Source organism: Sedimentibacter hydroxybenzoicus DSM 7310, from assembly GCF_013403245.1.
Lineage (GTDB): Bacteria > Bacillota > Clostridia > Tissierellales > Sedimentibacteraceae > Sedimentibacter > Sedimentibacter hydroxybenzoicus.
In genome coordinates this window covers 30,947-43,895 of the sequence record NZ_JACBNQ010000004.1, presented here as the reverse complement: position 1 = coordinate 43,895, position 12,949 = coordinate 30,947, and the positions used below count along the sequence as shown (strand labels likewise).

General features: G+C 36.4%; 15 protein-coding genes. 1 reads left to right on the top strand and 14 read right to left on the bottom strand.

All coding sequences use genetic code 11. The features are described 5' to 3' along the window. Nucleotides 1-3: 3 nt before the first annotated feature. Nucleotides 4-720 (bottom strand): PHP domain-containing protein, encoded by a 717-nt coding sequence (locus HZF24_RS06035; RefSeq protein WP_179237396.1) that lies wholly within the window; start codon nt 718-720, stop codon nt 4-6. Then, nucleotides 717-1,643, bottom strand: a complete 927-nt coding sequence (gene murB / locus HZF24_RS06030) for a UDP-N-acetylmuramate dehydrogenase (RefSeq protein ID WP_179237395.1) — start codon at nt 1,641-1,643, stop codon at nt 717-719. The genes HZF24_RS06035 and murB overlap by 4 nt, the downstream gene beginning before the upstream one ends. Before the next feature lie 192 nt (nt 1,644-1,835). Here murB and HZF24_RS06025 point away from each other — a divergent pair, with 192 nt between their 5' ends. After that, nucleotides 1,836-3,002 (top strand): M20 family metallopeptidase, encoded by a 1,167-nt coding sequence (locus HZF24_RS06025; RefSeq protein ID WP_179237394.1) that lies wholly within the window; start codon nt 1,836-1,838, stop codon nt 3,000-3,002. 45 nt (nt 3,003-3,047) lie between these two features. Here HZF24_RS06025 and argH read toward each other — a convergent pair whose 3' ends face one another. The 12 genes from argH to HZF24_RS19205 form a co-directional block, all read right to left on the bottom strand. After that, on the bottom strand, nt 3,048-4,433 hold the full coding sequence (gene argH / locus HZF24_RS06020) for an argininosuccinate lyase (RefSeq protein ID WP_179237393.1): 1,386 nt from the start codon (nt 4,431-4,433) through the stop codon (nt 3,048-3,050). A gap of 212 nt (nt 4,434-4,645) precedes the next feature. Beyond that, nucleotides 4,646-5,221, bottom strand: a complete 576-nt coding sequence (locus tag HZF24_RS06015; protein WP_179237392.1) for an N-acetylmuramoyl-L-alanine amidase family protein — start codon at nt 5,219-5,221, stop codon at nt 4,646-4,648. Nucleotides 5,222-5,459: 238 nt separating this feature from the next. Next, nucleotides 5,460-5,996, bottom strand: coding sequence for a rubrerythrin (rbr, locus tag HZF24_RS06010; RefSeq protein ID WP_179237391.1), 537 nt, complete (start codon nt 5,994-5,996; stop codon nt 5,460-5,462). 90 nt (nt 5,997-6,086) lie between these two features. Further along, entirely contained in the window at nt 6,087-6,332 is a 246-nt protein-coding gene (locus HZF24_RS06005) for an RNA-binding S4 domain-containing protein (RefSeq protein WP_179237390.1), read from the bottom strand. 12 nt (nt 6,333-6,344) lie between these two features. Next, complete coding sequence (gene prfA / locus HZF24_RS06000) at nt 6,345-7,415, bottom strand: peptide chain release factor 1 (protein ID WP_179237389.1); 1,071 nt, start codon at nt 7,413-7,415, stop codon at nt 6,345-6,347. A gap of 11 nt (nt 7,416-7,426) precedes the next feature. Then, nucleotides 7,427-8,281 carry a peptide chain release factor N(5)-glutamine methyltransferase gene (prmC, locus tag HZF24_RS05995; protein ID WP_179237388.1) on the bottom strand — a complete coding sequence of 285 codons (855 nt, stop codon included), beginning with the start codon at nt 8,279-8,281 and terminating at the stop codon, nt 7,427-7,429. After that, on the bottom strand, nt 8,275-9,219 hold the full coding sequence (locus tag HZF24_RS05990) for a DUF1385 domain-containing protein (protein ID WP_179237387.1): 945 nt from the start codon (nt 9,217-9,219) through the stop codon (nt 8,275-8,277). The genes prmC and HZF24_RS05990 overlap by 7 nt, the downstream gene beginning before the upstream one ends. A gap of 166 nt (nt 9,220-9,385) precedes the next feature. After that, on the bottom strand, nt 9,386-9,859 hold the full coding sequence (gene greA, locus HZF24_RS05985; protein WP_179237386.1) for a transcription elongation factor GreA: 474 nt from the start codon (nt 9,857-9,859) through the stop codon (nt 9,386-9,388). A gap of 187 nt (nt 9,860-10,046) precedes the next feature. Next, on the bottom strand, nt 10,047-10,874 hold the full coding sequence (locus HZF24_RS05980) for a MetQ/NlpA family ABC transporter substrate-binding protein (protein WP_179237385.1): 828 nt from the start codon (nt 10,872-10,874) through the stop codon (nt 10,047-10,049). A gap of 33 nt (nt 10,875-10,907) precedes the next feature. Continuing rightward, a complete protein-coding gene (locus tag HZF24_RS05975; RefSeq protein WP_179237384.1) occupies nt 10,908-11,588 on the bottom strand; it encodes a methionine ABC transporter permease in 681 nt (226 codons plus the stop codon). Beyond that, nucleotides 11,569-12,615 carry a methionine ABC transporter ATP-binding protein gene (locus HZF24_RS05970; RefSeq protein ID WP_179237383.1) on the bottom strand — a complete coding sequence of 349 codons (1,047 nt, stop codon included), beginning with the start codon at nt 12,613-12,615 and terminating at the stop codon, nt 11,569-11,571. Before HZF24_RS05970 ends, HZF24_RS05975 begins: the two co-directional genes overlap by 20 nt. A 107-nt stretch (nt 12,616-12,722) precedes the next feature. Next, nucleotides 12,723-12,848: a hypothetical protein gene (locus HZF24_RS19205; RefSeq protein WP_281372257.1), complete on the bottom strand. Its 126-nt coding sequence runs from the start codon at nt 12,846-12,848 to the stop codon at nt 12,723-12,725. Nucleotides 12,849-12,949 lie beyond the last annotated feature (101 nt).

The window sequence follows — 12,949 nt, the reverse complement described above, 5'->3', positions numbered from 1 at the left end:
TTTCTATTTCAAATTAATTATTCTGTCCAAATCCAATTTTGCATCCATGGCTGCTTTCAGACCGTTCTCATAGCTGCCTATAGTGTCTTTTATATGAGAATCGCTGTTTATAACGAACTTAACGTTATATTTAGAAGCAATTTTAATTTCTTCCACGTTTAAATGACCGTGACTGTTATTTATTTCTAAAATTGTTTCGGTTTCCTCTGCGGTCTTAGCTACAATATCAATATTGCATGGGATTTTATCACCCGGATGCGTCAAAATATTTATATTATATTTTTTCATTGCATTTGCCAGAGCCATTGCATTTGCGTCTGCCATATTTGTGCTTAATTTATTTTTTACGAGGAATTTCAGAGCATCCTTAGCGGAAGAAAACAATGCACCCATATGATAACCGCACAAAATTATATCGCAATGTTTTATTACATTTGCTGAAATATCCGTCGCTCCGTCATAACTCAGTATGTTTGCTTCTACACCTAACAATATCTTGATTTGGGGATATTTTTTACGCATTTGCAATACTTTTTCTTTTGCTTCGGGTATTCTTTCTTCTTCTATTCCGTACAGATAATGCTTAGGACCATGGTCTGTTATGGCGATTTCCTTAAGGTTAAGTTCTACAGCTCTCTCGACAATTTCTTCAATTGTTGATTTTCCGTGATTTCGTCTTGAATATGTTGAATGTATATGATAGTCTGCTATTGTTTTCATAATTTAGTTCCTACTATTTTAACTTCCGGCTCAAGCTTTACGCCGAATTTATCATTTACGGTGCTCACAACAATCCTCATCAGTTCCAGCACATCTTCACAGCTTGCATTGTCTATGTTAACTATAAATCCGCAATGCTTATCTGAAACCATCGCTCCTTTATGAATTAACCCCTTTAAACCGGCATCTTCGATAAGCTTTGATGCATATCCGTTTTCAGGTCTTTTAAATGTGCTTCCGGCGCTTGGCAGATGAAGCGGTTGTTTAGAAATTCTTCTTTCGTTCAAATCTTTAATAAGGTTAGCAATTTCATCCTTATCTCCGGGAGCAAGCTCTAATTCGGCTTCAAGAACAATATATTCCGAATCGCTGACCTTACTGTGCCTGTAAGCAAACTCCATATCCTCATTTGAAAAGATATTTATATTGCCGTCTGAATCCATACATTTGACGCTTTTAACAATTTGTTTCATTTCTCCGCCATAGGCGCCTGCATTCATATATACGGCACCGCCTAAATATCCGGGAATACCTCCGGCAAATTCAAATCCTGCAAGTCCTTCTCTGGCTGCATATTTAGCAAGTACTGAAAGCAAGACACCTGCTCCGGCTGTAACTATATTGTTTTCTCTGTGAAAGTAATTAAACTTTTCTCCTATTTTTATTACAATGCCATTATAGCCGCAATCTGAAACAAGTAAATTAGTACCGTTTCCCATGATAAAGCAGTTTACTTCATGTTTTTTTATTAAGCTTAATGCTGTTTTCAAATCTTCTGTATCTTCAGGCTCTGCAAATATTGCTGCAGGACCGCCTATTTTAAAATATGTGTGATTTTTTAAAGGTTCATCTTTAAGAATATTTCCACGTGTACAAGAAGTTAAATTTTCATATAGCTCATTCAATTTTAATTGGTATTCCATTATTTCACCCTTTCCGAATCATCTATATATATTTTAACATTTCTTATATATTTTTGAAAGATTTATTTTGTAAATAGCTGCTAAATAATCCGAATTGACAGTTTATTGTCAATTTAGCTTTATCGGCAGTCTGTCTGTTGACAATGCTGATATGCAATGTTAGTATTAAAAAAAGTAAATAGCGGAGGACATATGAAAGAAAAAGTATTAAATTTTATTGACCAACTTACTCCTGAGCTTAATGAATTGAGCTTGGAAATTTACAAAAATCCCGAATTAGGATACGAAGAATTTATTGCATGTAAGCTTCATACTAATCTTTTGTCAAAATACGGGTTTAGCGTTGAAAAGAATTTTTCCGGTGTCGAAACAGGATTTAAAGCGGTTTATAAAAGTGAAAAGCCTGGACCTGTTATCTCATACATGGCAGAGTATGATGCACTTCCGGGAATCGGTCACGGATGCGGTCACAATCTTTTGGGGACTGTAAGTACAGGCGCCGGAATAATACTAAAACAAATAATAGATGAAATCGGCGGAACTGTTATAGTTTTCGGCACTCCTGCAGAAGAAACAAGCGGAGCAAAGGTTACATATGTGGAAAACCATGAATTTGATGGTGTTGATATAGCAATGATGGCTCATCCGTTTAATGAGTATATAAAAAGCGGAACATCACTTGCACTAGAGCCGATACAATTTGAATTTTTCGGCAAAGCGGCTCATGCCGCATCGGCTCCCCAAAAAGGAATCAACGCTTTAGATGCTGCTATACAAACATTTAACAGCGTTAATGCGTTACGAGAACATATTAACAGCGATTCAAGGGTTCACGGTGTTATTTTAGACGGTGGAAAAGCAGCTAATGTAGTACCTGATTACACAAAATCACAATTTTATGTTCGTTCAACATCAAAAACATATAATTTAGAGTTATTGGAAAAGATTAAAAACTGTGCAAGAGGTGCAGCCCTTGCAACGGGATGTGAATTAAAAATATCTAAGTACGAATTCAATTATGATAATTTAGTAACCAATCAGACATTGTCCAACGTATTCAGTGATAAAATTCTTGAATTAACGGGCATAGTAATGAGTCCGCCGAATAAGGGCGCCGGCTCCCTTGATGCCGGACAGGTAAGTCAGGTATGCCCAACCATTCATCCTTATTTTGATATAACAAAGGATACTAATATTGCGGCACACACAAGAGAAATGGCAGACAGTACAATTACCGATTATGCCAAGGAGCAAACGAAAAACACTATTGCGGCTTTAGTATTAACGGCTGTTGATATAATTGAAAATCCAAAGTTACTGGAAGAAATAAAGCACGAATTTGATAATGCTGTAAAATAATAATGCTGCAAAATAATATCTGAGGGAACGGCAAGCCGTTCCCTCTTAATATACTATTTTCTCTATCCATTCCTTCCCTTTGTTTATTTGTCTCTGCACCTCAGAAGGAGCTGTTCCTCCATAAGACACCCTTCCGTTTACACAACCCTCCATGCTTAAATCCGGCAGCATTGCTTTATTCAATCTCATGTCGATTTTCTGTAAATCCTCGTCTGTCAGCTCTTCAAGTTGCTTATGATTATTCTCGGAGTATTTAACCATTTTTCCCACCAGTTCATGAGCTTCCCTGAAAGGGATGTTTATTTTTACGAAATTTTCCGCTATATCCGTAGCGTTTAAAAATCCGCTGTTTAAATGTTTTTGAATATTTTCAACAATAAACTCGGTTTTCTCAAGCATTTTAGCCAATATTAAAATACTGTTTTTTAATGTGTCAATAGTATCAAACAAGCTCTCCTTGTCTTCCTGAAAATCCTTATTGTAGGCAAGAGGCGTGGCTTTCATAACTGTCAATAGCTGTATTAAATTACCGTATATTCTGCCGACCTTACCTCTTAGCAGTTCTGCCATATCCGGATTTTTCTTTTGAGGCATAATACTGCTGCCCGTGCAAAATCCGTCATCGATGGATATATAACTAAATTCCTGTGAATTCCAATATACAAACTCCTCTGCCATTCTGCTGATATGCATCATGCAAATGGATCCGACACTCATAAGCTCCAGTATATAATCTCTGTCACTGACAGAGTCCATTGCATTTTCGGTTACATTCTTAAATCCTAACAATTCCGCTGTTCTGTACCTGTCAATAGGAATTGTTGTTCCTGCAAGGGCACATGAACCGAGAGGATTGTAATCTGTTCTGTCAAAGCATTGAATGAACCTTTCCATGTCCCTTTTAAACATCTGAAAATATGCCATTAAATGAAATCCAATGGTTACAGGCTGCGCATGCTGCATATGTGTAAAACCGACCATTATTTTATCGTAATATTTTTCTGATTTTTCCAAAAGAACATTTTCTAAATAATTTAATACATCTAATATATTTTTTATTTCCTTTTTGACATATAACCTGGTATCAACTGCAACCTGATCATTTCTGCTTCTCGCAGTGTGAAGCTTTTTACCCGTATCTCCAAGGCGCTTAATCAATATTCCTTCAATAGCCATGTGTATATCCTCATCATGGACACTGAATTCTATTTCGCCTCTTTTAACTTCCTCTTTAATGTTGTTTAATTCTGAGATTATTTTACTTTTTTCATCTGCCGTAACAATTCCTTGTTCGCAAAGCATCGTTATGTGAGCTATACTTCCCTCAATATCACATTCATACAGCCTTTTATCAAAAAAAATTGAAGCGTTGAAGTCTTCAACAATTTTGTCCATACCTTTTTCAAATCTTCCACTCCATAAATTAGCCATCTATCTACCTCTTTAATTAAATATGCAATAATTTGTTTATTTATTATAGCATACTTAAGCGATATTGCAAGCAAAAATACGAAATATGAACATACATCTACCGTACTTTCCTGTCATTCTGAGCGTTAGCGAGGAATCTCAGCTTTTAAATTCTGAGATCCTTCGAGCTAAAGTTCTCAGGATGACAAATTAACAGTTATCGTTAGTAGTAACTACATAGGCATGAAACCAAAATAATTTAATATACCCCTGTAAATACCGTATGCGATATTCCATTGCTGGTCTCTTATAATCGCCGCATCCTGGGGATTTGTCAAATATCCCATTTCTACAAGTACTGCAGGCATATTAGTATTTCGAAGCACGTACAAGGTTGGATTTAATCTTATGCCGTTATCGGTAAGATCCGTGAAATCCACTAATCCGTTCATTATATGCTGAGCGAGCCAGTCAGCTTGTGTATTGTAACTGTAAATATACATTTCCGCTCCTCTGATATTAGGATTTACATTAGCATTGGCATGTATACTTATAAAATAATTTGCAGGCCATTCATTTGCCATGCGTACCCTCTCCGCTAAGCTCGTCGTATTGTTTGTACCTAACACAGTTGTAGGTGTAGGTCTGGACAGCATAACCTCAAATCTCGGATCATTTCCAAGCATGCCGGCTAAATATTGTCCTACCTGATACGTAATATCCTCCTCTATCAAGCCGTGTCCCCTTGCGCCCGTATTATGAAATCCCGTAGGGTTATGTCCCTGATCTATAAATATTCTTATAGCCATAATATCACTTCCTCTATATCAATAATAATCATTTTATTCTCAATATAGTGAAGTGTTAATAAAAAAAGCAAAGGCAGAATTCCGACGAATTCTGCCTTAAATAAACAACAAAAGGCTGTTGAAAAAGTTCATCCTGCAAGGCGCCGGAAGGCGGGCAACCGCAGCGTATTAGACATACGTGAGGATTGACCGGCGCAGCGGCAACGACGCAGGGGGGCTTTTTCAGCAGCCTTAAATATTAATATGCTTTTGTGTATAGTTCGAAGTGAGCTTGCGGATGATCACATACAGGACATACCTTTGGAGCTTCGCTGCCACGATGAACGTGACCGCAGTTATCGCAAATCCAAACTGTTTCAGTTTCTCTTTTAAATACTTTTCCTGTTTTCAAGTTGTCAAGTAATGCCAAATATCTTTCTTCGTGGCCTTTTTCTATTTTTCCTACTGCTTCAAATAAATACGCTATTTTATTAAAGCCTTCTTCTTTTGCATCCTTTGCGAAGTTAGCATACATATCAGTCCATTCATAATTTTCACCTGCAGCTGCATCTGCTAAATTGAATTCTGTACCCTGAATTCCGTCATGTAATAGCTTGAACCAGATTTTTGCGTGTTCTCTTTCATTTCTTGCAGTTTCTTCAAAATATTTGCTTATTTGCACGTAACCATCTTTTTTAGCCTTGTTCTGATAATATGTGTACTTTACGTGTGCCTGTGATTCACCTGCAAATGCAGTCAATAGATTTTGTTCTGTCTTTGTTCCTTTTAAATTCATCTTTCCACCTCATAAATAATATTTTAATGGCATTGCCATTTACTGACTTACTTTATCTCAACATTTTATATATACCCCAAAATATTATCTTTAATCATTTATTATACTGTACATTTCTTTATACGCATCCTTAACCACATGTTCCAGAACCTGTTCCACCTTTATTTTCATAGGTTTTGTGCCAAAAATAATTTCTATTTCATCTCCCGCATCCACTTCTGTTCCCGGCTTTGCAGTCTTGCCGTTAACCAATACCCTTCCCTGTTCACAGGCTTCCTTAGCAACAGTTCTTCTTTTAATTATACGCGCATTCTTTAAATATTTATCTATTCTCATAATTACCTCTTATTACTCCGAAATATTATTCAGCTTTTCCGCCTGATCGGAGGTCAGTAAAGCTTCAATCATTTCCGTTATGTCCCCATCTATAAATGAATCTAACTTATAAAGAGTAAGTCCGATTCTATGATCTGTCACTCTCCCCTGAGGGAAGTTATATGTCCTGATTCTTTCACTTCTGTCTCCCGAACCAACCTGACTTTTTCTTTCCTGGGCAAGCTCATCATTTTGCTCCTGCATGTATTTGTCATACAGCTTTGCTTTAAGTACCTTAAATGCCTTATCTTTATTTTTCAGCTGTGATTTCTCATCCTGGCTCGAAATTACTATACCTGTTGGTATGTGTGTAAGTCGAACCGCGGAGTCCGTAGTATTAACGCTCTGTCCGCCGTTTCCTGACGATCGGAAAACATCCACTCTTACATCATTCGGATTGATTTCAATATCAATGTCATCTGCCTCGGGAAGTACCGCAACAGTAGCTGATGATGTGTGTATACGTCCGCTGGATTCTGTGTCGGGAACACGCTGAACTCTGTGAACACCGCTTTCATATTTTAATTTAGAATATGCTCCCTTTCCTTTTATAGAAAATATTACTTCCTTATATCCGCCTACGCCTTGCTCATTAACAGAAATGAATTCAGTCTTCCAGCCTTTTCTTTCCGCATATCTTAAATACATCCTTAAAAGATTTCCTGCAAATAAGCCTGCCTCATCTCCTCCAACACCTGCCCTTATTTCGACGATTACATCCTTATCATCATTAGGGTCTTTTGGTAAAAGCAGTATTTTGATTTCCTGCATTAATTCTTCTTCCCTTTCAGTAAGTTCCTTAACTTCTTCCTTTACCATTTCTTTAAAATCTTCGTCTAACTTTTCTTTAAGCATTTCTTTGGAATCATTTAACTGCGCAAATATTTCCATGTACTCATTGTATTTAGTTACTATGGGCTCAAGCTGAGCTTGTTCCTTCATAAATTTTTGTAATTTTTGTGAATCGCTCAATATTTCAGGGTCTGAAATTTTTTCGCTTAATTCTATATATTTATTTTTTAAATCCTCTAATTTTTCTAACATTTTATACCTCTCTATCGTATATAGCCGGTAATTACGCGGTCATTGCCGCCATAATCCTTATCATATTCTACTCTGTTAAACAAATTTGCACTATTAAACATTTCAGTAACAGCTTCTCTTTGGTTATAACCTATTTCTACCGCAAGAATTGAATCTTCCTTGCAAATATCCTTAAACACTTTTACTATATGCCTGTAATAATTTAATCCGTCATCTCCACCGTCAAGAGCAAGCTTCGGTTCATAGGCTGACACCTCTATCGGAAGCTCCTTTATTACATCACTTTCAATATAGGGCGGATTTGAAACTACTATATCGTATTTTTCATTATTAAAATCATAATTGAAAATATCAGCTTTTATTAATCCTATGTTGGTTAAGTTATGTTTATTGATATTTATTTCTGTTGTTTTCAAGGCAATATCACTTATATCCATAGCTGTAACTGCTGAATTTTTTAAATAATATCCCAGTGAAACAGCTATGGCTCCGCTGCCGGTGCCGATATCCAAAATATTAATTTTTCTCTCATATTTACCTGCTATCTTTATAATTTTCTCAACTAAAATTTCCGTATCAGGCCTCGGCACAAGAACGCCTTCCTGAACATAAAAATCCAAACCCATGAACTCCTGGGAATTGGTCATATATTGAAGAGGATATCCCTCATTTCTTTTTCTCGACATTTCATAGAATTTCGCCGCAATATCATTGCTGACTTCATTTTTTCTGTGCACATGCAAATATATCTTATCCTTTGAAAGCAAATGAGATAAGATTAGCTGCACATCAAGATTGGGATTGTTATAATCCCTTTTTTTTATAATATCAATACCGTCCTTTAACAATTTTTCAATTGTTACCATGTATCATCTGCTCCATCTCGCGGAATAACTCTTTCCATCGCCTTAATCGCTACCTCAATCATAGAATCGTCCGGCTCAGCTGTAGTTATCTTTTGTATTTGAAAACCCGGATAGGTAATTATTTTCGTAAAAATATTTTCTTCATTACATTTCCCTACATATTTGTTCAACTCATATGATAAGCCCGCTATAACAGGCAGCATTGCCAACCTTATAGCTAACCTCATCAGCGGATTAGGCCATCCAAAAAATGAAAAGACCAATATGCTTATAATCATTACATTAATCATGAAGCTGGTTCCGCACCTTGGGTGAAGCGTAGTGTATTTTCTGACATTTTCAACCGTAAGCTCTTCATTGTTTTCATAGCAGTATATGGTTTTATGCTCTGCTCCGTGATACATGAACACTCTTTTTATATCATTTAATTTGGCAATAAAATATACATATAAAACAAACAATCCCACTCTTATTATGCCTTCAACAAAATTTAATATCAAATTGTTATCAACCATACCTTTTATTACATTTGTCAAAAGCGTCGGCCCTAATATGAATATTCCTACTGAAAACAGTAGTGCAATTATTACGGAAACGTAAACAATTGCTGTATCTGCTTTATCCTTAAAAACCTTTTTAAGAAATTTATCTAAAGCATCCTCTTCATAATCTTCTCCATAAAATTCAGCAGAATACATAAGCTCTTTTACACCTGTAACCAAGGAGTCTATCAGCACAAAACTCCCTCTTATGACCGGTAGCTTAAAAAATTTATGTTTAAATTTTTGATTGATTTCACTTTCTTTAACAACTATTTCCCCATCCGGCTTTCTGACTGCTGTCGCAATTCTTTCAGGTCCTTTCATCATAATTCCTTCAATGAGTGCCTGACCGCCTATACTGGTTCTTTTAACTTCTTTTTTTTCTGTATTACTCATTTCGTCCCCTTTTTTATTGTCATTTTACCGATATTACCGTAAAATGAACACACTTCAAATTATTATACAATTATAACATAAAATCTTCAAGTGTTAATACTGTTTCGCATTAAAAAAATAAAGCTTTGCAATTATTTTAAATCGCAAAGCTTAATCAAACCTTTGGTTAATTGACTTCAAGAATTTCGTATTTAACGACACCACCCGGTGAATCGACGCTTACAGTAACACCTTTTTTCTTTCCTAAAAGCGCTGAACCAAGCGGTGACACATTTGAAATTTTCCCCGTAACAGGATCCGCTTCCGTAGCGCCAACAATAGAAAGTTCAAGAATTTCATCAAATTCCAAATCCTCGATTTTCACCCGACTGCCTATTTGAACTGTGTCTTTTTTCTTTTCATTATGCTTAACTATTTTCGTATATTTTAAAGTATGTTCAAGAACAATTATTCTTGATTCGTTTTTATTTTGCTCTTCCTTGGATTCGTGATACTCAGCATTTTCGCTTAAATCGCCTTCTTGTAGCGCCCCTTTAATTCTTTCGGAAATTTCTTTTCTTAGTTTAGTTTTCCTATATTCTAATTCGTCGACAAGTTCTTTATAACCTGCTTCGGTTACCAGAATTTCTTTAGCTTCCATCTTTTCACCCACTATCATGTGCTTATTCAATAACATTATTACCCGTCATTATATTATATCTTAAAAAATTATAATTTCAAGTCTTTTATGAATGTGATTCTATCCTCATTCCTCCGCGCACATAATTAAGGTATATATTTCCCGGATTTTTATTTGTTATGCTCTGAATTCTGCAGTAACCCTCACCTTATTTCCAAGCCGGTTTATATGCGCCTTTGAAAGTTGTATTGTATATTCCTTCCACAGCCTCAGACTGATATTCTGCTACGATTTTTTTGAAAATTTCATTATCGGCATCCTTTATTCTTGCAGCTATAAGATTTACATAACTTTTTCCCGCATAATAGCTCACATCATCCTGGAATATTGAATCCTCTCCCGGATTTAAACCATTATCCAATGCGTAGTTGCAATTTATAACAGCCGCAGTAACATCCGGAAGTACAGCATACACATTTGCTGCATCAACCTCAACAAATTCAAGATTCAGTGGGTTTGAAACTATATCAGATAACTCAGGTGCATCTCCCGCTTCCTTGTTCAGTTCAATAAGACCTGCAGCTTCAACAATTTTAAGTGCTCTTCCTTCATTGGTTGCGTCATTAGGCACTGCAATTTTTGCTTTTTCACCTATATCATCAACACTTTTAACCTTGTTAGAATAGATGTTCATAGCCGAAATAAATGTATCCCCTATTGACTGAATTTCATATCCATTATTCTTAATTTCGCCATTAAGATATGCATAGTGCTGGAACGCATTCAAATCAGTATCTCCATTGTTTAACGCCTTATTTGGTGTTCCATAATCTGTAAAGCTCACCAACTTAATATCTATTCCTTCCTTAGCCAGTTTCTCAATTACGGGCTCCCACATTTCATTGGATTCTCCTACAACTCCCACCTTTACGGTTGTCGTATCTTTTTTCTCGGCATCACTCGGTTTTGAGCATGCTGTAAATGATGCTAATAAAGCTATTGCTGTTAAAATTGATATTATTTTCTTTGCTTTCATAATTGTTCTCCTTTAATTTTAATAATTTTTGTATCAATGGCTGTTCTTCCTTACTATAGCGCTTCCAATCATCTGTATTATGCTTACTAAAGCAACCAACACTATAACCGAAGCATAGGTGACATCAATTTGATTTCTTTGGTAGCCGAAACGTATGGCAAAATCTCCAAGCCCTCCTGCTCCAACTGCACCTGCCATTGCCGTAAGCCCAATGAGACTGATTGCGGTAATGGTTGTTCCTCTTACAATACCCGGAATGCACTCTCTCAGGTACACGCGAAATATAATTTCCAGCGGTCCTGAGCCCATTGACTGTGCCGCCTCTATAAGTCCCGGGTTCATTTCTGCAAGCGCCGTCTCTATCTGCCTTGCAAAGAACGGCACTGTCCCAAACACAAGGGGCACTATAGCACCCTCAACACCTATTGCAGTTCCTGAAATTAGTCTGGTAAGTGGCATTACACCTGCCAGCAATATGATGAACGGTATTGATCTGAAAAAATTTATAATCTTGTCAAGCACTTGAAAAACTGCTATATTCTGAATAATTCCTCCCTTTTTTGTAACCGTAAGTATTATTCCTAAAATAATCCCTATAACAAATGAAATTGAACCTGACCAGCCTAACATTATGAATGTCTCTACAATACTTTCAAAAAAATCCGGCAATTTTGAAAATACATTTGGAAAAACACTACTTAGAAACTCTTGCATCTAAAATCACCTCCACTCCCACATTTTTTTCTCTCAAATAATTAATTGCATCATTTATGCTGCTTTCTCTGCCGCTTACAACAGATATAAGTCCTCCGATGGGGTAACTTCCTATGAGCTCGATGTTTCCGAATATTATATTTACATCAAGCTCAAAGCTTCTTGAAATATGTGATACCAATGCTTCTGATGCATCCCGCTTAAGATATGTGAACTTCAATATACATTCGCCTTCTTTAAGCCGTACTATTTCTGCATTTTCATTAATCAGCTCATGCACCTTGGTTAAATTGGATGTGCTGTCAACAAAATCCTTGGTTATTTTTTCAACAGGATTTGCAAATATACTGAATACGTCTCCCTGCTCAACAACCCTTCCGTTTTCCATAACCACCACATTGTCACAAATTTCCTTTACCACCTGCATTTCATGAGTTATGACAATTACGGTAATCCCAAGCTTTTCGTTCAACTGTTTCAATAATTTCAATATTGACTTCGTCGTCTGTGGATCCAATGCACTTGTTGCCTCGTCACTGAGCAATATCTTAGGGTCATTTGCCAGCGCACGTGCTATTGCAACCCTCTGCTTCTGACCGCCGCTGAGCTGCGACGGGTATGCTCCTGATTTTTCTTTGAGCTCCACCAGCTCAAGCAGATAATTAACCTTGTTTTCTACTTCATTCCTGCTCAACCCGCTGTTTTTAAGGGGATATGCAATATTTTGAAATACTGTCCTTGATGCAAATAAATTAAATTGCTGAAAAATCATTCCGATTTTCTTTCTTTCCTCCCTCAATTCCTTCTCGTCAAGGGCTGTTATTTCTACATCACCAAGGATTACCTTTCCTTCAGTAGGTCTTTCAAGAAGATTTATGCATCTTACAAGTGTTGATTTTCCTGCTCCTGAGAAGCCTATAATTCCATGTATTTTACCTTCACGCAGACTCAAATTTACGTTTTTTACTGCTTCCACAACCTTGCCGTCCGCCTGAAAGGTCTTGCTGACATTTTCAAGTAATATCAATATCTCTTCCTCCTTTTCCTGTTATAAGCCTTATTAGGTCAAAAAAATAGCAGGTGCTCATGCACCTGCATATATCTTCACTTATTTTTAAAACAGTGAATATTGTACTAGGTTACATAAAGCATACTAAATACAGCCATTTTTCTTTGCATCATAGTCATCTGCATATACATGGCATTACACATCATCGTATTCATCATACACATTGTAGTTATGTTTGTATTAGTACGCATTTTATTTCTCCCTTCTGAATTCGTTTAATTCTTTTTGCTTGTATATCTCATGTTAGTATTATACATACTTTTTTTAAACAGTGTTAATACACAAAACCAAC